We start from the raw sequence: 21,831 nt of genomic DNA on the forward strand, positions 1-21,831 counted from the left end.
CCGATGGCGCGGCAGCTGACGCTTGATCTGGGGCACACGCCGGCGCTGGGGCGGTCGGATTTTCTGGTCACGCCGGCCAATGCGCTGGCGATGACGACGCTGGACCGGCCCGAGACATGGCCGCAGGGCCGGATGCTGCTGATCGGGCCCGAGGGCGCGGGCAAGACCCATCTGGCGACGATCTGGTCGGCCGAGACCGGCGCGGCGCGGATGCCCGCGCGGGCGCTGCGGCCCGATCTGGTCGATCATCTGGCCGCCGAGGACGGCGCGGTGGTGATCGAGGACGCCAACCGCATCGGCGCGTCGGCCGGGGCCGAACAGGCGCTGTTTCACCTGTGGAACCTCTGCGCCGCGCGGGGCTGCTGGCTGCTGCTGACCGCCCGCAGCGCGCCGCGCGACTGGGATATGGTGCTGCCCGACCTGCGCAGCCGCATGGCCGCGATGCCGCAGACCCGCATCGAGGCGCCGGACGAATCGCTGCTGGCGGCGGTGCTGGTGAAGCTGATGGCCGACCGCCAACTGGTCACGCCGCCGGGGCTGATCGAGTGGCTGGTGCCGCGCATGGACCGCGATCTGGGGCTGGCGCGGCGGCTGGTTGATGCGCTTGACCGGCAGACGATGGCGGAACGCCGCGGCCTGACGCGGAGCCTTGCGGCGGATATTCTGGCGACGCTGACCGACGGGGATGGGGTGAACTCGCCTGACCGGGGCGCAGAGCTTGAGGTCGCGACGGAGGCCGAGGCGCGGGCGGAGTCGTCCGGGAGTCGGGATACGCAGTCAGAGGGGGAGGGTGTCATCAGGCCCGAGCCAACCTCTACCAACCCGCCACCGACCGCCGATCAACACAACGCTGATCCCGCGACCGACCCCGACCCCTCGGACCCGCCCCCGGACCGCGAACCCCAGCGCTGACCCGGCCCCGCCCGCTGGACATCCGGGGCCGCCGCGTCGCATCATCCCGCACCGTCCAGACAGGCACGCCCCATGACTCAGGCCGACTTTCTCAAGCATCCTGCCCCGCCGCCACGGGCGATTCCCGGCCTGTCGCCCACCGGGCCCGAGCGGTTCTTCAACCGCGAGCTCAGCTGGCTCAGCTTCAACTGGCGGGTGCTGGACGAGGCGCGGAACAGGCGGGTGCCTCTGCTGGAAAGGCTAAGGTTTCTGGCTATTTCCGCGACAAACCTCGACGAATTCTATACCGTGCGCGTGGCCGGATTGCGGGAACTGGTGCGCGAGGGGCGCAGCAAGCCCTCGCATGACGGGTTGACTCCGGCCGAGCAGTTGCGCCTGATCAACGCCGATGCGCGGCGGCTGATGGGTGCGCAGCAGGCGGTCTGGAACACCCTGCGCAAAGAGATGGAGGCCGAGGACATCACCATCCTCTCGCGCGCCCGTCTGGGCCGGGCCGAGGCTGAATATCTGAACCGCTATTTTCTCGATCAGGTCTTTCCGGTGCTGTCGCCGCTGGCCATCGACCCGGCGCACCCATTTCCCTTCATTCCCAATACCGGCTTTTCGCTGGCGCTAGAACTGGCGCGGGAATCGGATGGGCGGCGGATGCAGGCGCTGCTGCCGATCCCGGCGCAGCTGCCGCGCTTTCTGCGGCTGCCCGGCACCTCGCGCTTTCTGCGGCTGGAAGAGCTGCTGCTGATGAACCTTGCCAGCCTCTTTCCCGGCTATCGCGACACCGGCTCGTGCACGTTCCGGGTGCTGCGCGACAGCGATCTCGAGCTTGAGGAAGAGGCCGAGGATCTGGTTCGCGAATTCGAGACCGCGCTGAAACGCCGCCGCCGGGGCAGCGTCATCCGGCTGAAGATCACCGAAGGCGCGCCCGATGCGCTGCGCCGCGTCATCATGCAGGAACTGCACGTCCACCCCGAAGAGGTGGTCGAGGTCGCCGGCCTGCTGGGCGTGGCCGATCTGTCGGAACTGGTGCTGGACGATCGGCCCGACCTGCAATGGCCGGTCTTTACCCCCCGCGTGCCCGAGCGGGTGCAGGACCATGACGGCGACATGTTCGCGGCGATCCGGCAAAAGGACATGCTGCTGCATCACCCCTATGAGACCTTTGACATGGTGGTGCGCTTTCTGGCGCAGGCGGCGCGCGATCCCGATGTGCTGGCGATCAAGCAGACGCTTTACCGCACCAGCCGCGACAGCCCGATTGTCGAGGCGCTGTGCGAGGCCGCCGAATCCGGCAAATCCGTCACCGCGCTGGTCGAGCTGAAGGCGCGGTTCGACGAGGCCGCGAATATCCGACAGTCGCGGCGGCTGGAACGGGCCGGGGCGCATGTCGTCTATGGATTCGTGAACTACAAGACCCATGCCAAGCTGAGCACCGTCGTCCGTCGCGAGGGCGACCGGCTGGTGACCTATACCCATTTCGGGACCGGCAATTACCACCCGATCACGGCGCGGATCTATACCGACCTGTCGCTGTTCACCTGCGACCCGGCACTGGGGCGGGACGCGACCAAGGTGTTCAACTTCCTGTCCGGCTATGTGCAGCCCGAGGGGCTGGAGAATATCTCGATCTCGCCCATCTCGCTCAAGGAACGCTTGCTTGAACTGATCGGGCGCGAGGCCGATTACGCCCGCGCCGGCCGCCCGGCGGCGATCTGGGCCAAGCTGAACGCGCTGATCGAACCCGACGTCATCGACGCGCTTTACGCCGCCAGCGGCGCCGGCGTCAGGATCGATCTGGCGATCCGGGGCATCTGCGGCTTGCGGCCCGGCGTGGCGGGGCTGTCGGAAAACATCCGCGTCAAATCCATCGTCGGGCGGTTTCTGGAACATTCGCGCATCGTCTGCTTTGGCGCGGGCTTCGGGCTGCCGTCGCGCAAGGCGCGGGTGTTTCTGTCCTCGGCCGACTGGATGGGGCGCAACCTGACGCGCCGGGTCGAGGCGCTGGTCGAATGTCTGAACGACACCGTCAAGGCGCAGATCGTCAGCCAGATCATGGCCGCCAACATGGCCGACGAGGCGCAAAGCTGGCTTCTGCAGCCCGATGGCCGCTATCTGCGTCACCTGCCGGCGGGACGCGACGACCTGTTCTGCTGCCACCGCTTCTTCATGGAAAATCCCTCGCTGTCCGGGCGCGGCCGGGCAGGGGCGGGCGACGTCCCGGCCTTGACCCACAGCCCCGATTAGGAAACAAGCTCGCGGTGACGACAGCCGCGCCCGCAGCGCCGCGCGATCGCCAGGCAGGAGTGCGCCATGAATGGCAAACCCGGAACGACCGACCCCTTTGAAGGACTGTTCGAGGATGCGTCGGCCCGCGCCCTGTCGCGGGTCGGGGTGGTCGATGTCGGATCGAACTCGGTCCGGATGGTGATTTTCGACGGGGCGGCGCGCTCGCCCGCCTATTTCTACAATGAAAAGGTCATGGCCGGGCTGGGCCGCGATCTGGCCACCACCGGCCGGCTGAACCCCGACGGCGTGCGCCGGGCCTTTGCCGCGCTGACCCGTTTCGCCGCGCTGGCCGACGCGATGAAGGTGCGCCCGATGACCGTGGTCGCCACCGCCGCCATGCGCGATTCGCTCGACGGGCCGGAATTCTGCGCCCGCGTCGAGGCCGAGACCGGGCTGCGGATCAACGTCGTCGATGGCGAGGACGAGGCGCGGCTGTCGGCGCAGGGCGTGCTGCTGGGCTGGCCCGATGCGCGCGGGCTGGTCTGCGACATCGGCGGCAACTCGATGGAGATGGCGGTTCTGGACGGCGCGGGGGGGATCGGGGCGCGGGCCAGCGCCCAGCTTGGCCCGTTCCGGCTGCAGCAGATCGCTGGCGGGGATGAGGGGCGGCGCGACTATGTCCGCAAGGTTATGCGCGATCTGGCCGAAATCGTCGGCACCGATCACGAGGTGATCTATCTGGTCGGCGGGTCGTGGCGGGCCATCGCGCGGCTGGACATGACCCGGCGCGCCTATCCGATGCCGGTGCTGCATGAATATCGCATGACGCCGACCGACGTGACCGAGACGGTGAAATGGCTGCGCGACGCGGATCTGCCGGCCCTGCGCGCGCGCAGCGGCATGTCCAGCGCGCGGATGGATCTGGTGCCCTTGGCCAGCATCGTGCTGCGGCAACTGGTCGAGACCTTCGGCCCGCGTCAACTGGCGGTGTCGTCCTTTGGCATCCGCGAGGGGCTGCTGTATGACCACATGTCGGCCAGCCTGCGCGCCCGCGATCCGCTGCTGGAATCGGCGCGCTTCACGGAAAAGAAGATGGCGCGTATGCCGGGCTTCGGCAAGAAGCTGTTCCAGTTCCTGACCCCGCTGTTCGAGGGCGCCCCGCCCGAGCGAGAGCGGCTGATCCGCGCCGCCTGCCTGCTGCATGACACAAGCTGGCGGACCCATCCCGATTATCGCGCGCAGGCCTGTTTCGACAACGTGACCCGCGCCAACATGGCCGCGCTGTCCCACCCCGAGCGGGTGTTTCTGGGGGTGGCGCTGCTGCACCGCTACAAGAACTCGCGCGATGGCTCGCCCCTGGCGCCGCTGTTCGCCATGCTCGCGCCCGAGGATCTGCAGGCGGCCGAGATCCTGGGCAAGGCCATGCGCTTCGGGGCGATGTTCTCGATCAAAGACCCGACCGAGGCGGGCGAACTGAAGCTGTCACCGAAACGCAAGCGGCTGGAGCTGCGGCTGACCCCCACCGGCACCGCGCTGTTCGGCGAGGTCGCGCTGTCGCGGTTCCAGTCGCTGTGCAAGGCGATGGGGATCGAAGGGGTGGTGAAGTCGTGAGCGGTCGGTGTTCCGCCATCTGACGCGGCAGATCCGAACCGAACTGCGAGACTGACGCAGCGTATTGCCTGCGGAAGTCGCCCGCGCGATTTTTCTCGCGTCGGCTGTCGATGTCCGACCGGACCCGACTCGAGGCGCAGCCCTGCCGCCGCATTCCATGACCCGCACCGCAGGCGCGACCCCTGAAGATTGGCCGGGTGGCGAAGGCGCCCATTCGCCTAAGCCTCACCCGGCAAGCCCTGGCTGCCGCGACTTGCCAACCCACCTCCTGCGACACCCCCTCACCAACGAAAAAGGGCGCCCCGAGGGACGCCCTTTCCTGTCTGCCAAAGACGGCAGGCGAGGCTGGGGGGATTACATCATCCCCATGCCGCCCATGCCACCCATGCCGCCCATGTCGGCGCCGCCGCCCTGGCCCTTCGGCTCGGGCTTTTCGGCGATCATGGCTTCGGTGGTGATCAGCAGGCCAGCGACCGAGGCTGCGTCTTCCAGCGCGGTGCGGACGACCTTGGCCGGGTCGATGACGCCGAACTTGAACATGTCGCCATATTCTTCGGTCTGCGCGTTGAAGCCAAAGGTCTTGTCGTCGGATTCGCGGATCTTGCCCGCAACCACCGCACCGTCGACGCCGGCGTTGTCGGCGATCTGGCGCATCGGCGCCTCGAGCGCGCGGCGGATGATGGCGATACCGGCGTCCTGATCGGCGTTCTCGCCGGTCAGACCTTCCAGCACCTTGCCGGCCTGGACCAGAGCGACGCCGCCACCGACGACGACACCTTCCTGAACCGCGGCGCGGGTCGCGTTCAGCGCGTCGTCGACGCGGTCCTTACGCTCCTTGACCTCGATCTCGGTGTTGCCACCGACGCGGATCACGGCAACACCGCCGGCCAGCTTGGCCACGCGTTCCTGCAGCTTTTCCTTGTCGTAGTCGCTGGTGGTTTCCTCGATCTGCTGGCGGATCTGGGACACGCGGGCCTCGATCTCGGCCTTGTCGCCGGCGCCGTCAACAATGGTCGTGTTGTCCTTGTTGATGGTCACTTTCTTGGCAGTGCCCAGCATGTCGATGGTCACGTTTTCCAGCTTCATGCCCAGGTCTTCGCTGATGACCTGACCGCCGGTCAGGATCGCGATGTCCTGCAGCATCGCCTTGCGACGATCGCCGAAGCCCGGTGCCTTGACGGCCGCGATCTTCAGACCGCCGCGCAGCTTGTTGACGACCAGGGTCGCCAGCGCTTCGCCTTCGACGTCCTCGGCCACGATGACCAGCGGCTTGCCCGACTGGATAACCGATTCCAGCAGCGGAACCATCGGCTGCAGCGAGGACAGCTTCTTCTCGTGCAGCAGGATGTAGGCGTCTTCCAGCTCAGCGACCATCTTGTCGGGGTTGGTCACGAAATAGGGCGACAGGTAGCCACGGTCGAACTGCATGCCTTCGACGACTTCGACCTCGGTCTCCATCCCCTTGTTCTCTTCGACGGTGATGACACCCTCGTTGCCGACCTTCTGCATGGCTTCGGCGATCATGGTGCCGATGCCGGCCTCGCCATTGGCCGAGATGGTGCCGACCTGAGCGACTTCGTCGCTGTCGTTGACGGGACGCGAGGCGGCCTTGATGGCCTCGACGACCTTGGTGGTGGCCTGGTCGATGCCGCGCTTGAGGTCCATCGGGTTCAGACCGGCCGCAACCGACTTGAGACCCTCGCGGACGATGGCCTGGGCCAGAACCGTCGCGGTGGTGGTGCCGTCGCCGGCCTCGTCATTGGTGCGCGAGGCAACTTCGCGGACCATCTGCGCGCCCATGTTCTCGAACTTGTCGGACAGTTCGATTTCCTTGGCGACCGTCACACCGTCCTTGGTGATGCGCGGCGCGCCGAACGAGCGGTCGATGACCACGTTGCGGCCTTTCGGGCCCAGGGTCACTTTGACCGCATCGGCCAGAATGTTGACACCCTTGAGCATACGGTCACGGGCATCGGTGCTGAACTTGACGTCCTTGCCAGCCATGTTGTTCTCCTGAAAAATCTTGTCGTTGTAAGGTGCGTGTCAGGGGCGCGGCGTTCAGCCGATGATGCCCATGATGTCGCTTTCCTTCATGATGAGCAGCTCTTCGCCGTCCAGCGTGACTTCGGTGCCCGACCATTTGCCGAACAGGACGCGGTCGCCGGCCTTGACCGCCGGTGCGATCAGCTCGCCCGAATCCTTGCGCGCACCGTCACCCACGGCGACGACTTCGCCCTCGGCCGGTTTTTCCTTGGCGCTGTCGGGGATGATGAGGCCGCCCTTGGTCTTTTCGTCGGATTCGACGCGCTTGACCAGGACGCGGTCGTGCAGCGGTTTGAAAGCCATGTTACCACTCCGGTGTTTCAGGTTGCAGTGTCAGATTGTTGGCACTCTGACTTGGCGAGTGCCAGTGCGCTCGATCTAGGCCGCATGGCGGGGGCTGTCAACGGCCCGGCGGATAAATATTTTGCTTGTATTCCGACCTTTGCGCGGATCGCCTTGGGACGGGCAGGCGCGGGGACGGCAAGGAGAGATGGCGATGAAATGTCTTTTGCTGGACTGGATGCGCGGGGCTGCGGTGATCGGCGCGGCGCTGCTGGCCTTGGCCGGGACGCCCACCCAGGCCGAGGAATGTGTCGGCCACAACCTGATCGCGCAGCTGCCGCAGGATGAACGCGACGCCATCCGGCAGGCGGTCGCGCAGGTGCCTTATCACGACGGGCTGTTCTGGCGCGCCCGGAGCGGCGCGGCGCAGATCACGCTGATCGGCACCTATCACTTCGACGACCCGCGCCACGCGCCGACCCTTGCCCGCTTTGCCCCCGAAATCGCGCAGGCGGACAGGCTGCTGGTCGAGATGGGCCCGCAAGAGCAGGACCGGCTGCAGGCGGAACTGGCCCGCGACCCGACGCTGATCGTGCAGCCCGACGGCCCGACCCTGCCCGAGCGGCTGACCGCGGCGCAATGGCAGGAACTGTCGGCCGCGATGCGCGAACGCGGGATGCCTGCGGTCATGGTCTCGCGGATGCGGCCCTGGTATGTCGCGACGCTGCTGGGGATCTCGCCCTGCATGATGCGCCAGATCGCCAAGCAGGGGGCGGAATCGGGCCTCGATTTCCGGCTGATTGCGGCGGCGGAAAAGGCCGGGGTCCCGGTGCAGGCGCTTGAGCCGTGGGATACGGCCTTCCAGATGTTCAGCGATCTGTCGCCGCAAGAAGAGCTCGACATGATCCTGTATGGCCTGCCCGCCGCGCGCCATGCCGATGACTATGCCACCACGCTGACCGATGCCTATTTCGCCGGCGATGTCTGGTCGATCTGGGAATTCGGGCGCATCGACGGCTATCGCAATTCCGACCTGCCGCCCGACCAGATCGACCGGCTGACGGATGAGGCGCGCGAGATGCTGATGGACCGCCGCAACGCAAGCTGGATCGCGCCGCTGACCAGGGCGGCCGAACAGGCCGCCGGGCGCGGCAAGCCGGTCGTCGCGGCCTTCGGCGCGCTGCATCTGCCGGGCGAGGGCGGCGTGCTGCGCCTGCTGGAACGCGAGGGCTGGCAGATCGAGCGGCTGCCCATGCGCTGACGCAGGGCCGCGCCACGCGGCGGGCGATGGACTTTGCCGGCGGGCAGGGTTAGGAACGCTGCGAAATCCGCCGATGCCGCAACGCCGCGAACAAGGAGCCGCGATGATCACCGTTCTTGCCCATAAATCGCCCGATACCGACGCCACCGGCTCGCCCCTCATCTGGGCCTGGTATCTGAACGAGATCCGCAAGACGCCCGCGCGCGCCGTGCTGCAGGGCACGCCGAACACCGAAGCGGCCTGGATGCTGACCCGCTGGGACCGCGACATGCCCGAAATCGTGACCGACATCGCGGCGGGCGAGCAGGTGGTGATCTGCGACACCAACAACCCCGCCGAACTGCCCCCCGGCATCAACGACACCGAGATCCTCGAGATCATTGACCATCACATGCTGGTCGGCGGCCTGAAGACCCGGACCCCCATCAACATCACCATCCGCCCGCTGGCCTGCACCGCGACGATCATGCACGACCTGATCGGCGACGACATGTCGGCCGCGCCGGACTGGGTTCGCGGCGTCATGCTGACCTGCATCCTGTCCGACACGCTGCAGTTCCGCAGCCCGACCACCACCGACCATGACCGCGCCGTGGCCGAAGGTCTGGCGGCGGGTCTGGACATCGACATCGACCAATACGCGACCGAGATGTTCGCCGCGAAATCCGACGTCTCGGCCTATGGCGACGAGGATCTGCTTCGCATGGACAGCAAGGAGTTCGAGCTGCAGGGCAAGAAGCTGCGCGTCTCGGTTCTAGAAACCACCGCGCCGCAGGTGCTGCTGGACCGCAAGCTGGCGCTGCTGGAAGCGATGCCCGGCGTGGCCCGCGCCGATGGCGCCGACGAGGTGCTGCTGTTCGTCGTCGACATCCTGAACGAGGAAGCGACGCTGCTGGTCCCCAACGACTATGTCCGTCAGGTGGCCGAGGCGTCTTTTGGCGTGCCGGTCGCGGGCGATCACGTCGTCCTGCCCGGCATCATGTCCCGCAAAAAGCAGATCATTCCGTCGCTGAAGCTGTAGGCGCGGCACACTCTCCGGCCGGGCGGCTTGGCGTTGCGCCTTGCGGACCGGCCAAGGCTCGCTTTGGGGAAAGACATGGCTCGTATCATCAACTCGCTGGCCGAGGTTTCGGCCGATTACGACGTGCTGTTCTGCGATTTGTGGGGCTGCGTGCATAACGGGCTGACCGCCTGGCCCGCCGCCGTGACCGCGCTGCAGGCGTTTCGCGCCCAGGGCGGCAAGGTCTGCTTGATGACCAACGCGCCGCGTCCCGCCGCGCAGGTGGTGGCAGGGTTTCCGCGCATGGGCATCCCCCGCGACGCCTGGGACGAGATCGTGACCTCGGGCGATGCCGCGCAGGATGCCATGTTCGCGGGCGTCGTCGGGCGCGATGTCTGGCATTGCGGCCCGGCCAAGGATGACGCCTTTTTCGACGTCCCGGCCGAGTGGCAGGACGCGCCCCCGATCCGCCGCGTCCCGCTGGACGAGGCGCAGGGGATCGTCTGCACCGGGCTGATCGACGAGGACAGCGAGAACCCCGAGGATTACCGCGAGCCGCTGCAACAGGCGCTGGCTGCCGGGTTGCCGCTGCTTTGCGCCAATCCGGACATCGTCGTGGACATGGGCGAACGCCGCCTGTGGTGCGCGGGTGCGCTGGCGCAGATGTATCGCGAGATGGGCGGCACGTCGCTGTATTTCGGCAAGCCGCATGCGCCCATCTATGACCTCGCCCGGCGGCGGCTGGCGCTGGCGCCGGATGCGCGGGAACTGGCGGTGGGCGACGGCATCCACACCGACATCGCGGGCGCGGTCGATCAGGGGATCGATTCGATCTTCATCAGCGGCGGGCTGGCGGCGGCCGATCTGGGCAATGACGTGGAAACCCCCGACCCGGAGCTGCTGGAAGGCTGGCTCAAGGCAGAGGGCGTCTCGCCCACCTATGTCATCGGGCGGCTGCGCTAGGCGCGCATCGCCGGATCAGCGTCGGTCTTGCAACCGGCCGGTCGCTGCGCGATATGCAGGAAAAGGGCAGCGCCTGCCGCGGCCCATCCATCAACCGCCGGGCCGCGACCTGAGATCGAAAAGGGGGCGCAGTGCACATCCACCATGACTGGACGGGGCTGCCGGCATCCGCCTGCGGGACCACCGTGGCGATGGGCAATTTCGACGGCGTCCACAAGGGCCACCGCGCCGTGATCGACTGCGCGCGCAAGGCAATGGACGCGCCCCTTGGCGTCATCACCTTCGAGCCGCACCCGCGCGAGTTCTTCGCCCCCGACGCACCACCCTTTCGCCTGATGAACCCGCAGGCCCGCGCCAATCGCCTGCGACGGCTGGGGGTCGAGCATCTGTTCGAACTTCCCTTCGGCCCGGTCATGGCCGGTCTGACGCCCGAGGGTTTTGCCCGCGAGGTGCTGCGCGACGGGCTGGGGGTGGCGCATGTCTGCGTCGGGCAGGATTTCCGGTTCGGCAAGGACCGGGCCGGCGACGCGGCCATGCTGTCGGCGCTGGGCAGCACCTTCGGCTTTGGCGTGACCATCGCGCCGCTGGTGGGGACCGACGGGCGCGAGTTCTCGTCGACCGCCATCCGGCAGGCGCTGACCGAGGGCCGCACCCGCGATGCCGAGCAGATGCTGGGCCACTGGCACCGGATCGAAGGCGAGGTGCAGCACGGCGCCAAGCGCGGCCGCGAGCTGGGCTATCCCACCGCCAACATGTCCGTCGCCGGGCTGCATCTGCCGCGGCTGGGCGTCTATGCGGTGATCGCGGATGTCCTCGACGGCCCGCACAAGGGCAGTTGGCCGGGCGTCGCCAGCCTTGGCGTCAGGCCGATGTTCGGGGAAAACCAGCCCAACCTCGAAACCCACCTGTTCGATTTCGACGGCGATCTGTATGGCAGTCACCTGTCGGTCGCGCTGATCGAGTTCCTGCGCCCGGAAGCGCATTTTGACAGCGTCGGCGCGCTGGTCACGCAGATGGATCGGGACAGCGCGCAGGCCCGCGCGATCCTGTCGGCGCAGTGATGCGCCCGCGCTTCTGGGAACTGCCGCTGCGCGACCTGACCACCCCGGAATGGGAGGCGCTGTGCGACGGCTGCGGCAAATGCTGCCTCAACAAGCTGGAATTCGAGGATACCGACGAACTGGCCTTTACCCGCATCGCCTGCCGCTTGCTGGACGGGCAGACCTGCCGCTGCACACGCTATGAAACCCGGCACCGCTATGTGCCGGAATGCGTCACCCTGACGCCCGACAAGATCGCCTCGATCAGCTATTGGCTGCCCGCGACCTGCGCCTATCGCCTGCGCCACGAGGGCAAGCCGCTGGAGGCCTGGCACCACCTGATCTGCGGCGACCCCGAGGAAGTCCACCGCGCCGGCATCTCGATGCGCGGCCGCACCCTGTCCGAGGCCCAGATCCCCGAAGAGGATTGGGAGGACCATATCATCGAGGATCTGTCATGAATTTCGCCTCCGACAACACCTCTGGCGTGCATCCCGCGGTGATGGCGGCGCTGGCCGCGGCGAATGAGGGGCATGTCGCCTCCTATGGCAGCGACGCCCTGACCCGCGCGGCCGAGGATATGGTCCGCAAGGTGCTGGACGCGCCCGACGCGGCGGTCATGTTCACCGCCACCGGCACGGCGGCCAATGCGCTGTCGCTGGCGGGCATGGCCGATCCGTGGCAGCGGATTTTCTGCCACAACGAGGCGCATGTCGAGATGTCGGAATGTGGCGCGCCCGAGATGTTCACCGGCGGCGCCAAGCTGACGCTGATTGCGGCCGATGGCGGCGTGCTGGACGCCGACGCGCTGGATCACGCGGCGTCCTATTGGGCGGGCGAGGGGTTGGGCGGCGGCAAGCCGGGTGCGATCTCGATTTCCAACACGACCGAGGCGGGGCGGGTCTGGTCGCCCGATCAGGTGGCCGAAATCGGCGCCGTCGCCCGCCAGCACGGGCTGTCGCTGCATATGGACGGGGCGCGCTTTGCCAATGCGGTCGCGGCCTCGGGCGCGTCGCCGGCCGAGCTGACGCATCTGGCGGGGGTGGACCTGCTGTCCTTCGGCGGCACCAAGAACGGCGCGATGGGGGTCGAGGCGGTGGTGGCCTTTGACTCCGCGCTGGCCGAGCGGCTGGCCTATATGCGCAAGCGCAGCGGGCATCTGCTGTCCAAGCACCGCTTCCTGTCGGCGCAGTTCTATGCGCTGCTGGACGGCGGGCTGTGGCTGCAGCTTGGCGCCCATGCCAACCGCATGGCCGCGCGTCTGGCCGAAGGTCTGGCCGGGGTCGAGGGCGCCAGCCTTGTCCGCCCGGCCGAATCGAACCAGCTGTTCGTGCGGCTGTCGCCCGACGCCCATGACCGCGCGCGCGGCGCGGGCGCGGTCTATCGCGGCTGGCCCAGCCTCAGCGACGATGACGCCGATGCCGAGGGCTTTGTCGTGCGGCTGGTGTGCAGCTGGAACACGACCGAGACCGAGGTGCAGGAGCTGATCGCGGCGCTTAAAGGCTAGCGTTCAGGCCCGCTCGAGATTCATCCGGGTCAGATCGGCGAAGGCAGCCGCATGGGTCAGCGGCAGCATGTGGCCGGCATCGGGAATGGTGGCGCGGGCGACGTCGGGCAGGCGGGCGGCAAGGGCATCGGCGATCTCGTGCACGATGGGCGGCGAGTCCGCGCCCGCGATCAGCATGACCGGCGCCTCGATCTGTTCCAGCCCGCCCTCGCGCAGGATGCGGGCGCGGTCCTGCATCAGCGCCTCATTCGTGTCCACGACCATCCGCATCTGCTGGCGCAACCGCGCGGCACGCGGGCCGTCGGTCGGGATCTCGGCCCCCGGGCTGCCCCAGTCGGACAGAAAGCGCCGCAACATCCCGTCCCAGTCGCCCGACGCCTCGAAGGGCGCAAGCCGCGCGGTCTGCGCCTGTTGCGCGGGCGTGCTGGCGGCGGCGAACAGCACCGGCTCGACCAGGGTCAGGCTGCGAATGGCGTGGGGCGCGCCGACCGCGATCCGCAGCGCCACGGTCGCGCCGAAGCTGTGGCCGATCAGGTCCAACGGCCGGTCGATCAGGCTGGCGGCGTGGCGGGTGACGACGCCGTGCAGATCGTCGCCCTGCCAGTCCGGGCTGCGGCCATGGCCGGGATAGTCGAAGGCGCGCAGGTCGATCAGCCCATCCAGATGCTCGGCCAGCGGCTGAAACAGCCCCGAGGCGCCCATCATGCAATGCAGTCCGAGCGCCGGCCGGTCCGGGTCGCCGGGGAAATGGCGGCTGGCCAGCGGCGGAAGGGTCGCGGCCTCGGTCACAGGCTGGCCAAATGCGCGTCGAGGAAGTCGAGCCGGTCCTGCCCCCAGAACTTCTGCCCGGTCTCGCGCACGATATAAAAGGGCACGCCAAAGACCCCGGCCGCGACCGCGTCTTCAAGATTGCGGCCATATTGCTCGGCCCCGGTGAACAGGCCGCGATCGGCAAGGGCGGGGTCGTGCCCGGTCGCCGACAGGATCTCGCGGATGGTGGCGTCGTCGGCGATGTCGCGCTCCTCTGCCCAGACGGCGCGCAGAAAGGCACGGACCAGCCCGGCCACGTCGCCGCCCTCGGCCTGCGCGGCGATCACGGCATAGGATGAGGGCGCCATGTTCACCGGAAAATGCGCCGGCCGCAGGGTCAGCGGCATCTCCAGATGCGCCGACCACCGCGTCAGCTCTTGCAGGCGATAGTCCTGCCGCGACTCGTGGCGCTGCGGCAGGGGCAGCCCGCCGGTGCGCCCGAACAGTTGCGGCATGTCGAGCGGGCGATAGGCGATGGTCGCGCCGTGGCGTTCGGCGATGCGCTCCAGCCGGTCGCCCGCCAGATAGCACCACGGGCTTGCCGTCGCGAGGAAGTAATCGATCTGGGCCATTACCGCTCTCCGGTGACGGTTGAGGTTTGCGGGCAGGCTATCCCGGTGGTAAGTCCGCTGCAATCGCCCGAATCCCGGCTGCCGAAGGATGAACCCATGCCCGCGATGACCGAACCCAAGCTGATTTCCGGTAACTCGAATCGGCCCCTGGCCCATGCCATCGCCCGCCGCATGTCGATGCATCGCGGCATGAATGTGTCCCCGGTGGATGCGCGGGTCGAGCGGTTCAACGATCAGGAGATTTTCGTCGAGGTGTTCGACAACGTCCGTGGCGAGGACATGTACATCATCCAGTCGACCTCGAACCCGGCCAACGACAACCTGATGGAGTTGCTGATCATGACCGATGCGCTGCGGCGGTCATCGGCCAGCCGGATTACTGCGGTCATCCCCTATTTCGGCTATGCCCGGCAGGACCGCCGGGCCAAGGCGCGCACGCCGATCTCGGCCAAGCTGGTGGCCAATCTGCTGACCGAGGCCGGCGTCGACCGGGTGCTGACGCTGGATCTGCACGCGACGCAAATTCAGGGTTTCTTCGACATTCCCGTCGACAACCTTTATGCCGCGCCGATCTTTGCGCTGGATATCAAGCACAATTTCAAGGGCCGGATGGATGACGTCATGGTCGTCTCGCCAGATGTCGGCGGCGTCGCCCGCGCCCGCGAGATCGCGCAGCGCATCGGCGCGCCCATGGCCATCGTCGACAAGCGCCGCGAAAAGGCGGGCGAGATCGCCGAGATGACGGTGATCGGCGAGGTGTCGGGCAAGACCTGCATCATCGTGGACGATATCTGCGACACCGCCGGGACGCTGGTCAAAGCCGCGCAACTGCTGGTCGACCACGGCGCGACCGAGGTTCACGCCTATATCACCCATGGCGTGCTGTCCGGCCCGGCGGTCGAGCGGGTGTCGAAATCGGTGATGAAATCGCTGGTGATCACTGACTCCATCGGCCAGACCGAGGCCGTCCGCGCCTGCGACGGCATCCGCATCGTGCCCACCGCGCCGATGTTTGCGCAGGCGATCCTGAACATCTGGAACGGCACCTCGGTCAGTTCGCTGTTCGAGTTGGACACGCTGGGGCCGATCTACGAAGGGCTGTATTCCGGCGGCTGAGATCGGCGGCGCGGGCCGATCCGCGCTGGCCCGTCCCTATCTGCCGTCGATGCGCAGGAAATCCTGCACGCTGCCGCTTTTCGGCTGCAGATCGGCCCAGTTGTCGATCTGGAAATCCACGACCAGCGTGGCGCCGGTGGGATAGCGACCGAACTCGGGATCGTTCGGCGGATTGGCCGGCAGGCTGGCGGCGAAATCGCCGATCCCCGGATTGTGGCCGATCAGCATGACGGTAGGTTCGGTCGCCGTCCGCAGCACCTCGAGCATGATCTCGGGCGTGGCGTGAAACAGACGCGGCTCCATCCGCAGGCGGGGCCGGACCTCGAGCGGGGCCGAGGCCACACGCTCCCACGTCTCGACGGTGCGGCGGGCGGGCGAGCAGATGACCTCTTCCGGCTCATATCCGCGCGAGGCCATGAAATCCCCCAGCTCGATCGCCGCGCGACGGCCCCGCGCGTTCAGCGGCCGGTCAAAATCCTCAAGCTCGGGATCGTCCCATGCCGATTTGGCGTGCCGGGTCAGGATCAGGCGTCGGTATCCGGTGGGGGTCATCTGATTTCGGCCTATTCTGTCGGGCGGGGTCGGGGGAAGCCTGCCACAGTTCCCGCGACAAGGGCAAGCGCAGTTCAGACAGCAGGCGGCGAGAAAATGCCTAGGGCATCAAGGGGCTGCGCGAGGGGCGGATGGTGACCGAACCGGCCTTCTACAGGCCGCTGTCGCCCTGCCGCAAACCGCGCGGCTTGACCCGCGGCGCGGTCGAGCGGATCAGGCTGCCGGCACCATGTTCGGTGAACAATTCCAGCAGGCAGGCATTGGGAACCCGCCCGTCGAGGATCACCACCGCCCGCACCCCGTCCTGCAACGCCTTCAGCGCGGTCTCGGTCTTGGGGATCATGCCGCCGGCGATGGTGCCGTCGGCGATCATGTCGCGCACCTGTTCGGGCGTCATCTGCGTCATCACCTGGCCGCTGGCATCCTTGACGCCCGAGACATCGGTCAGCAGCAGCAGCCGGTCGGCCTGCAAGGCCCCGGCGACCGCGCCCGCGGCGGTGTCGCCATTGACGTTGAAGGTCTCGTTATCGGCCATGCCGGTGGCGACCGGCGCGATCACCGGGATCAGCCCGGCCAGATAGAGGTCGCGGATGATCTGGACGTTCATCTCGACCGGGCGGCCGACAAATCCCAGTTCCGGGTCGTCGGCCTCGCAGACGATCAGATCGTCATCCTTGCCCGAAATGCCGATGGCGCGGCCGCCGGCATCGTTGATCGCCTGCACGATGCGCTTGTTGACCAGCCCGGCCAGCACCATCTCGACCACTTCGACGGTTTCCTTGGTGGTGACGCGCTTGCCGCGGACAAACCGGCTTTCGATGCCCAACTTGCCCAGCATGTCGTTGATCATCGGGCCGCCGCCATGGACCACGACCGGATGGATGCCGACCTGCTTCATCAGCACCATGTCCGAGGCGAACTTGGCCATTTCCGCATCGTCGCCCATCGCGTTGCCACCGAATTTGACCACCACGACGGCGCCCGAATAGCGCTGCATATAGGGCAGGGCTTCGGACAGGGTGGCGGCGGCGGTGGCAAAATCTCGGGTCATGTCCTGTTGTCTCATCGCTGGTCCCTGAGGCGTCGGCGCAGGTTAGGCGCGGCCGCCGCCAAGGTCCAGAGCGGCTGCGACGCGGGCAGGGAGTGCGCAGAGGCGGCCGGACGGCGATCTGCCTGGTGTCAGAAGATTTCGTCGATCCCGCCCTCCGCCTGCGCGCCGCCACCCGATTGCAGCGTCTGGACCACCTGTCCCAGCCCCAGCCGCGCCGCGATCTGAGGCCAGTTTTGAAGGGTCTGCCCACCGACCTCTGCCGCCGCCCCGTCCAGCGCGGCCGCCACATCGCCCAGAACCTGCGTCATCCGGTCCAGCGATTGCAGCAGCACCAGATCGGGCGGATGAGGCATCGAGGCACCGCACTCCATCGCCTGCCCCAGATGCGCCTGCAGCAGCGCCGCATCCGCCGCCGCCTGCGCGATCAGCAGCGCGGCGTTCTGCAGAAAGCGGTCCAGTGCGGGATCAGGGCCGGGCGTCATAGACGCCCCGTCACGGCTTCGAGGCAGGATTTCAGTTCTTGCGTGCCGAAGGGCTTGCGCAGGAAATTGTTCATCCCCCAGCTTTTGCCCTGCTCGAGGATGCTCTGATCGGCCCGCCCGGTGATGAGGATGAAGCCGATGCCCTGCGTGGTGGCGCAGCCGCGCAGCTGTTTCAGCAGGTCGATTCCCGTCATGTCGGGCATGTTATAGTCCGAGATCACCAGATGCGCGGGCCGTTGCGCCAGCGTCCGCATCGCCTCGGGCCCGCTGGCGGCCAGCTGGATCTGGCTGATGCCAATGGATTCCAGCGACTGGACGATCAGCCCGCGGCTGGTCGACATGTCATCGACGACCAGGATCTTCAGACGGTCTTTCAGGCTCATGGGACGGCCTCACAATTCTGATCGGGCCGGCGATAGGCGGTCAGGCCCGCCGGCCGCAACAGGTGCTGCAGATCCGCCGGCACCCGTTCCGCATGACCGATCAGCAGCCACCCCCCCGGCCGCAGCTGGTCGTGGAAGCGCTGCCACAGCCTGCGCTGCGCTGGCGGGTCGAAATAGATCGAGACATTGCGGAAAAAGATCACGTCGAAGGCCGGAAGTCCCGGCCAGACGTCATGCAGGTTCAACTGCCGGAACTCGACCATCCCGCGCAGAGGTGGGGCGACGCGCCAGCGGCGCAGCGGGCCGTCGCCGCAGGCACAGAAATGGCGGTTGATCTGCGCGGCGCTTAACCCGGTCACCTCGTCTGCGCCATAGCATCCTGAACGTGCCTTGTGCAGGACCGCCGCGTCGATGTCGCAGGCGAGGATGCGCGTCCGGCGGGCCATTGCGGCGCAATGCCCTTGCAGCGTCATGGCGATCGACCACGGCTCTGGCCCGCTGCTGCATCCCGCCGACCAGATGTTGATCCGGCGACCGATCCGGTCCAGCCCCGGCATGATCTGTCGCGCGAGCAGGTCGAAATGATGGGCCTCGCGGAAAAACCCGGTGACATTCGTCGTCAGCAGCGAGATGAACCGGTCGCGCTCTTCCGAGGCACCCGCGATCAGGTCGAAATAAGCCGCCAGCGTCTTCAGCCCCAGCAGCCGGGCGCGGCGCTGAAAGCGAGCGCGCAGGATGTCGCCCTTGTCGGGGCCGATGACGATTCCCGAGAGGTCATGGACCATGCGCGCGATCTGGTCCGGCGCACCATCCAGACAGCAGTCGCGACAGGGGCAGGCACGGGGCGCGGTCATGCCGCGGCGCCGGCGGCGGGCGGCAGAACCGCGCCCAGATCAAGGATCCGGATCAGCTTGCCCTCGATCATCAGCAGCGCTTTCAGGCAGCTGTCGCTGGGGTCGATACCGTATTCCGGCGCGGGCTGGATCTGGTCGGGCGCGGCGGTCAAAATGTCCGACACAGCGTCGACCAGCAGCCCTGCCGTCAGCTTGCCCAGACTGACCACGACGATGACCTTGTGCTCATCGGGTTCGACCGGCGGCCCGCCCAGCCGCAGGCCCAGATCGATGACCGGCAGCACCGTCCCGCGCATGTTGATGACGCCTTTCAGATGCGGCGGCGCGTGCGGCAGGGGCGTCGCGCGGGTCCAGCCGCGGATTTCCCGGACATGGGCGATGTCCAGACAATATTCCTGATCGTCGAGGCGAAAGCTCAGCACCTCGATATCCGGCTGAGAGGCGGGGTCCGACGGCGTGCTCATGCGGCTAACCTGCTGCTTTCAGTAGAGGGAGGGGCGGGACGGCGGGGCCGACCAGATCGGCGGGATCGAGGATCAGCGCGATCTGGCCGTCGCCGAGAATGGTCGCCGCCGCCACGCCGGGGATGCGGCCGTGGATCTCGCTGAGGCCTTTGATCACCACCTGGCGCTGCTCCATGATCCTGTCGACGATCAGCGCGGCGCGGCGGCCATCCTCTTGCGCGATGAGAATCACGATGCCCGCGGCCCCGGTCTCGCGCCGCGGGTGGAAGCCCAGCTTCTCGCCCAGATCGAACAGCGGCACGCAGTCCTGACGGATCATCATCACGGCGCGCCCGCTGCCGAGTTGGTGAACCCGCTCGGGCAGCAGCATGGCGGTTTCGATGATCGCCGAAAGCGGCACGACAAGGGTCTGGCCGCCCGCCGACACGACCATTCCGTCCAGCACCGCCAGCGTCAGCGGCAGCGAGATCGAGAACCGCGTGCCCGCGCCGGGGCTGCTGGCAATGGCGATGCGGCCCCCCAGCAGCGACAGCGCCGAGCGCACCACATCCATCCCGACCCCGCGACCGGAAAGCGAGGACAGCTGCGCGGCGGTGCTGAAACCGGGCGAGAACAGCAGGTTGTCGATCTCGGCATCACATAACTGCGCGTCCGGGGCGATCAGCCCGCGCTGGATGGCCGCCGCGCGCACCTTGTTCCGGTCGATCCCCGCGCCGTCATCCGCGATCTCGATCAGCACCCGGCCGGCGCGATGGCTGGCCGAGAGGGTGATGCTGCCCTCTGCCGGTTTGCCGGCGGCGAGGCGCTGCGCGGCGGGCTCTATCCCGTGGCTGACGGCGTTGCGGACCATGTGGGTCAGCGGGTCCGAGAGGCGTTCCAGCACGGTCTTGTCGATCTCGGTCGCGTCGCCCTCGGTCCTGAAGCGGATCTGCTTGCCGCTGTTCGCCGAGGCCTCGCGGGCGATGCGGGCCATGCGCTGGAACAGCAATTTGACCGGCTGGGCGCGGATCATCATGACGCTTTCCTGAATGTCGCGGGTCAGCATCATGAAGGAATCGAGCCCGCTGGTGATGCTTGCGTGCTGGCTCAGACCCGCCTCGGCGATCGACTGTGCCAGCATCGCCTGATTGATCACCAGCTCACCCACCTGGTTCATCAGCCGGTCGATCCGGTCCAGATCGACGCGCACCGTGGGCGAGACGTCGCCGGGATGGCTGGTCGGTGGGGTGGGGGGCGAGGTATCGGCTTCGGCGGCCACGTTCGGTCCGGGCTGCCACGCCAGAGGGGCGTCAGTCTGGGTGACGTCGAGGCGGCAGACATCGGCGACAAAGTCGAAGACCTGAGCGATATCCTCGCGCGTCACATCGCCCTGCAGCCTTACCTCCCACTCCAGCAGCGGCGTTTCGGCATTGTCCGGGGACGGGGGCGGCAGATCGTCGGGCAGGATGCAGCGGGTGGTGGTGGGGCCAAGGGCCGACAGCGCGCGCAAAATCCACAAGCTCTCGTTGCCGCTGCGATACAGCCCCTCGGCCGGGGCAAAGCGGATCAGCCAGATCGGCGGATGGGCGCGGGTGTCGTCCTCGGCCAGATCGAGTGCAAGCGGCGTCGGCGTGAAGTCGATCTCATCCTCGGGCGAGGGCAGGCCGCTCGCGGGCTCGCCACCGACAAGATCAGGCGCGACCGCAAGCGGCGCGCCGGTCTGCGCCAGCGCGACCAGATCCTGCAGACGGTCGGCGGCCGAGATGAACAGGCGGACCGATTCGGGCGTGATCGGCACCCGGCCCGCCCGCACCTCTTCCATCGCGCTCTCGAAGCCGTGGGCGAAATCGACCAGCTCTTGCAGACCGAAGGCGCCGGCATTGCCCTTGATCGAATGGACGGCGCGGAACACCGTGTTGACGGTTTCGGGGTCGGTGCAGCCGTCCTGCAGGCGTTGCAGCGCGTCGTGCAGCCCCTCGATCAGCTCCTCGCATTCCGCGAAGAAGGTGGCGCGCAACTCGATCATGGGGTCGTGGGTCATGGCGCGATCATCCGGTCACCATCTGGATCGAGCTGACCAGCTTCTGCGGATCGAAGGGCTTGACGATCCAGCCCGTGGCGCCGGCGTTGCGGGCGCGGGCCTTCAGCTCTGGCGCGCTTTCGGTGGTCAGGATCAGGATCGGGACGGCGCGCAGACGCTCGATCTTGCGGATCGCGGCGATGAAGCCAAAGCCGTTCAGGCGCGGCATGTTCACATCCGAAATGATGGCGTCGGGCTGCATGGTCTCGAGCAGCTCGAGCCCGTGGACGCCGTCCTCGGCGGTGGTCACGGTCATGCCCGCATTGGTCAGCGACAGACGCAGCATGTCGCGCATGGTCCGGCTGTCATCGACAGCGAGGATATTCAGGCTCATCCCCGGCTCCTTTCCGCGAGATCGCAGGGGTCGACGCCGAACTGGCGCAGCGCGGCCTCGAACCCGTCCGAGCGGTCACGGATGACGAATCCCCGCCCCTCGACACGGCATTGGCGGGCGGCGGCCAGCAGGATCTGCAGGCACAGCCCGCCCAGATGCGCGACCTGGCTCGCGTCCAGGATCAGATCGCCGGTCGTGGCCGCGATCTGCCCGGCCAGCGGGCGCGCTGCCGTCAGGTCCAGCCGCGGCGCGAGCGTCAGCGGCGCGTCCATCGCCCGTCCTTCATGTCGCACAAGATCATCGTCACATTCCCGA

General features: G+C 67.6%; 23 protein-coding genes. 10 read left to right on the top strand and 13 right to left on the bottom strand.

The features are described 5' to 3' along the window. The first annotated feature begins 3 nt into the window (after positions 1-3). The 3 genes from CYR75_RS02245 (at position 4) to CYR75_RS02255 (ending at position 4,743) form a co-directional block, all read left to right on the top strand. Positions 4-912 carry a P-loop NTPase family protein gene (locus tag CYR75_RS02245; protein WP_318778993.1) on the top strand — a complete coding sequence of 303 codons (909 nt, stop codon included), beginning with the start codon at positions 4-6 and terminating at the stop codon, positions 910-912. A gap of 72 nt (positions 913-984) precedes the next feature. Then, on the top strand, positions 985-3,150 hold the full coding sequence (locus CYR75_RS02250; protein WP_101498652.1) for an RNA degradosome polyphosphate kinase: 2,166 nt from the start codon (positions 985-987) through the stop codon (positions 3,148-3,150). 66 nt (positions 3,151-3,216) lie between these two features. After that, a complete protein-coding gene (locus tag CYR75_RS02255) occupies positions 3,217-4,743 on the top strand; it encodes a Ppx/GppA family phosphatase (RefSeq protein ID WP_101498653.1) in 1,527 nt (508 codons plus the stop codon). 354 nt (positions 4,744-5,097) lie between these two features. Here CYR75_RS02255 and groL read toward each other — a convergent pair whose 3' ends face one another. After that, positions 5,098-6,747: a chaperonin GroEL gene (gene groL, locus CYR75_RS02260; protein ID WP_101498654.1), complete on the bottom strand. Its 1,650-nt coding sequence runs from the start codon at positions 6,745-6,747 to the stop codon at positions 5,098-5,100. 54 nt (positions 6,748-6,801) lie between these two features. Next, positions 6,802-7,089 (bottom strand): co-chaperone GroES, encoded by a 288-nt coding sequence (gene groES / locus CYR75_RS02265; RefSeq protein ID WP_101498655.1) that lies wholly within the window; start codon positions 7,087-7,089, stop codon positions 6,802-6,804. Positions 7,090-7,282: 193 nt separating this feature from the next. Between groES and CYR75_RS02270 the strand changes: the two genes are divergently transcribed. From CYR75_RS02270 to CYR75_RS02295, 6 genes are all read left to right on the top strand, one after another. Next, positions 7,283-8,329, top strand: a complete 1,047-nt coding sequence (locus CYR75_RS02270; protein ID WP_225972801.1) for a TraB/GumN family protein — start codon at positions 7,283-7,285, stop codon at positions 8,327-8,329. Positions 8,330-8,432: 103 nt separating this feature from the next. Continuing rightward, complete coding sequence (locus CYR75_RS02275; RefSeq protein WP_101498656.1) at positions 8,433-9,350, top strand: manganese-dependent inorganic pyrophosphatase; 918 nt, start codon at positions 8,433-8,435, stop codon at positions 9,348-9,350. A gap of 75 nt (positions 9,351-9,425) precedes the next feature. Beyond that, the gene (locus CYR75_RS02280; RefSeq protein WP_101498657.1) at positions 9,426-10,292 is read left to right on the top strand and encodes a TIGR01459 family HAD-type hydrolase; all 867 of its coding nucleotides are present in this window, start codon (positions 9,426-9,428) and stop codon (positions 10,290-10,292) included. Positions 10,293-10,423: 131 nt separating this feature from the next. Continuing rightward, a complete protein-coding gene (locus CYR75_RS02285; RefSeq protein WP_101498658.1) occupies positions 10,424-11,353 on the top strand; it encodes a bifunctional riboflavin kinase/FAD synthetase in 930 nt (309 codons plus the stop codon). Beyond that, complete coding sequence (locus tag CYR75_RS02290; RefSeq protein ID WP_101498659.1) at positions 11,353-11,793, top strand: YcgN family cysteine cluster protein; 441 nt, start codon at positions 11,353-11,355, stop codon at positions 11,791-11,793. The genes CYR75_RS02285 and CYR75_RS02290 overlap by 1 nt, the downstream gene beginning before the upstream one ends. Beyond that, complete coding sequence (locus CYR75_RS02295) at positions 11,790-12,839, top strand: threonine aldolase family protein (RefSeq protein WP_101498660.1); 1,050 nt, start codon at positions 11,790-11,792, stop codon at positions 12,837-12,839. Before CYR75_RS02290 ends, CYR75_RS02295 begins: the two co-directional genes overlap by 4 nt. A 3-nt stretch (positions 12,840-12,842) precedes the next feature. Here CYR75_RS02295 and CYR75_RS02300 read toward each other — a convergent pair whose 3' ends face one another. After that, a complete protein-coding gene (locus CYR75_RS02300; RefSeq protein ID WP_225972802.1) occupies positions 12,843-13,628 on the bottom strand; it encodes an alpha/beta fold hydrolase in 786 nt (261 codons plus the stop codon). Beyond that, the gene (locus tag CYR75_RS02305; protein ID WP_101498661.1) at positions 13,625-14,221 is read right to left on the bottom strand and encodes a 2-hydroxychromene-2-carboxylate isomerase; all 597 of its coding nucleotides are present in this window, start codon (positions 14,219-14,221) and stop codon (positions 13,625-13,627) included. Before CYR75_RS02305 ends, CYR75_RS02300 begins: the two co-directional genes overlap by 4 nt. A 96-nt stretch (positions 14,222-14,317) precedes the next feature. Between CYR75_RS02305 and CYR75_RS02310 the strand changes: the two genes are divergently transcribed. Next, a complete protein-coding gene (locus tag CYR75_RS02310) occupies positions 14,318-15,337 on the top strand; it encodes a ribose-phosphate pyrophosphokinase (protein WP_101498662.1) in 1,020 nt (339 codons plus the stop codon). Between the two features lie 36 nt (positions 15,338-15,373). Here CYR75_RS02310 and CYR75_RS02315 read toward each other — a convergent pair whose 3' ends face one another. From CYR75_RS02315 to CYR75_RS15930, 9 genes are all read right to left on the bottom strand, one after another. After that, entirely contained in the window at positions 15,374-15,889 is a 516-nt protein-coding gene (locus tag CYR75_RS02315; protein WP_101498663.1) for a SixA phosphatase family protein, read from the bottom strand. A gap of 151 nt (positions 15,890-16,040) precedes the next feature. Then, entirely contained in the window at positions 16,041-16,940 is a 900-nt protein-coding gene (gene argB, locus CYR75_RS02320) for an acetylglutamate kinase (RefSeq protein ID WP_101498664.1), read from the bottom strand. Between the two features lie 128 nt (positions 16,941-17,068). After that, positions 17,069-17,422 carry a hypothetical protein gene (locus CYR75_RS02325; protein WP_101498665.1) on the bottom strand — a complete coding sequence of 118 codons (354 nt, stop codon included), beginning with the start codon at positions 17,420-17,422 and terminating at the stop codon, positions 17,069-17,071. After that, positions 17,419-17,805: a response regulator gene (locus CYR75_RS02330; protein ID WP_101498666.1), complete on the bottom strand. Its 387-nt coding sequence runs from the start codon at positions 17,803-17,805 to the stop codon at positions 17,419-17,421. The genes CYR75_RS02325 and CYR75_RS02330 overlap by 4 nt, the downstream gene beginning before the upstream one ends. Then, positions 17,802-18,659 carry a CheR family methyltransferase gene (locus CYR75_RS02335; protein ID WP_101498667.1) on the bottom strand — a complete coding sequence of 286 codons (858 nt, stop codon included), beginning with the start codon at positions 18,657-18,659 and terminating at the stop codon, positions 17,802-17,804. Before CYR75_RS02335 ends, CYR75_RS02330 begins: the two co-directional genes overlap by 4 nt. Further along, positions 18,656-19,123 carry a chemotaxis protein CheW gene (locus tag CYR75_RS02340; protein WP_101498668.1) on the bottom strand — a complete coding sequence of 156 codons (468 nt, stop codon included), beginning with the start codon at positions 19,121-19,123 and terminating at the stop codon, positions 18,656-18,658. The genes CYR75_RS02335 and CYR75_RS02340 overlap by 4 nt, the downstream gene beginning before the upstream one ends. A gap of 4 nt (positions 19,124-19,127) precedes the next feature. Beyond that, positions 19,128-21,143: a chemotaxis protein CheA gene (locus CYR75_RS02345; RefSeq protein WP_101498669.1), complete on the bottom strand. Its 2,016-nt coding sequence runs from the start codon at positions 21,141-21,143 to the stop codon at positions 19,128-19,130. Between the two features lie 7 nt (positions 21,144-21,150). Then, positions 21,151-21,516, bottom strand: a complete 366-nt coding sequence (locus CYR75_RS02350) for a response regulator (protein ID WP_101498670.1) — start codon at positions 21,514-21,516, stop codon at positions 21,151-21,153. Continuing rightward, positions 21,513-21,788, bottom strand: a complete 276-nt coding sequence (locus CYR75_RS15930; RefSeq protein ID WP_158644555.1) for an STAS domain-containing protein — start codon at positions 21,786-21,788, stop codon at positions 21,513-21,515. The genes CYR75_RS02350 and CYR75_RS15930 overlap by 4 nt, the downstream gene beginning before the upstream one ends. Positions 21,789-21,831: the final 43 nt, after the last annotated feature.

Origin of the sequence: Paracoccus jeotgali, from assembly GCF_002865605.1 — a bacterium.
GTDB classification, from domain to species: Bacteria; Pseudomonadota; Alphaproteobacteria; order Rhodobacterales; family Rhodobacteraceae; genus Paracoccus; species Paracoccus jeotgali.

Excerpts from the sequence above, each read along its gene's own strand:
- CYR75_RS02245 (WP_318778993.1), top strand. The coding sequence starts at position 4 with ATGGCGCGGCAGCTGACGCTTGATCTGGGGCACACGCCGGCGCTGGGG.
- CYR75_RS02250 (WP_101498652.1), top strand. The coding sequence starts at position 985 with ATGACTCAGGCCGACTTTCTCAAGCATCCTGCCCCGCCGCCACGGGCG.
- CYR75_RS02255 (WP_101498653.1), top strand. The coding sequence starts at position 3,217 with ATGAATGGCAAACCCGGAACGACCGACCCCTTTGAAGGACTGTTCGAG.
- groL (WP_101498654.1), bottom strand. The coding sequence starts at position 6,747 with ATGGCTGGCAAGGACGTCAAGTTCAGCACCGATGCCCGTGACCGTATG.
- groES (WP_101498655.1), bottom strand. The coding sequence starts at position 7,089 with ATGGCTTTCAAACCGCTGCACGACCGCGTCCTGGTCAAGCGCGTCGAA.
- CYR75_RS02270 (WP_225972801.1), top strand. The coding sequence starts at position 7,283 with ATGAAATGTCTTTTGCTGGACTGGATGCGCGGGGCTGCGGTGATCGGC.
- CYR75_RS02275 (WP_101498656.1), top strand. The coding sequence starts at position 8,433 with ATGATCACCGTTCTTGCCCATAAATCGCCCGATACCGACGCCACCGGC.
- CYR75_RS02280 (WP_101498657.1), top strand. The coding sequence starts at position 9,426 with ATGGCTCGTATCATCAACTCGCTGGCCGAGGTTTCGGCCGATTACGAC.
- CYR75_RS02290 (WP_101498659.1), top strand. The coding sequence starts at position 11,353 with ATGCGCCCGCGCTTCTGGGAACTGCCGCTGCGCGACCTGACCACCCCG.
- CYR75_RS02295 (WP_101498660.1), top strand. The coding sequence starts at position 11,790 with ATGAATTTCGCCTCCGACAACACCTCTGGCGTGCATCCCGCGGTGATG.
- CYR75_RS02305 (WP_101498661.1), bottom strand. The coding sequence starts at position 14,221 with ATGGCCCAGATCGATTACTTCCTCGCGACGGCAAGCCCGTGGTGCTAT.
- CYR75_RS02310 (WP_101498662.1), top strand. The coding sequence starts at position 14,318 with ATGCCCGCGATGACCGAACCCAAGCTGATTTCCGGTAACTCGAATCGG.
- CYR75_RS02315 (WP_101498663.1), bottom strand. The coding sequence starts at position 15,889 with ATGACCCCCACCGGATACCGACGCCTGATCCTGACCCGGCACGCCAAA.
- argB (WP_101498664.1), bottom strand. The coding sequence starts at position 16,940 with ATGACCCGAGATTTTGCCACCGCCGCCGCCACCCTGTCCGAAGCCCTG.
- CYR75_RS02325 (WP_101498665.1), bottom strand. The coding sequence starts at position 17,422 with ATGACGCCCGGCCCTGATCCCGCACTGGACCGCTTTCTGCAGAACGCC.
- CYR75_RS02330 (WP_101498666.1), bottom strand. The coding sequence starts at position 17,805 with ATGAGCCTGAAAGACCGTCTGAAGATCCTGGTCGTCGATGACATGTCG.
- CYR75_RS02335 (WP_101498667.1), bottom strand. The coding sequence starts at position 18,659 with ATGACCGCGCCCCGTGCCTGCCCCTGTCGCGACTGCTGTCTGGATGGT.
- CYR75_RS02340 (WP_101498668.1), bottom strand. The coding sequence starts at position 19,123 with ATGAGCACGCCGTCGGACCCCGCCTCTCAGCCGGATATCGAGGTGCTG.
- CYR75_RS02345 (WP_101498669.1), bottom strand. The coding sequence starts at position 21,143 with ATGACCCACGACCCCATGATCGAGTTGCGCGCCACCTTCTTCGCGGAA.
- CYR75_RS02350 (WP_101498670.1), bottom strand. The coding sequence starts at position 21,516 with ATGAGCCTGAATATCCTCGCTGTCGATGACAGCCGGACCATGCGCGAC.
- CYR75_RS15930 (WP_158644555.1), bottom strand. The coding sequence starts at position 21,788 with ATGGACGCGCCGCTGACGCTCGCGCCGCGGCTGGACCTGACGGCAGCG.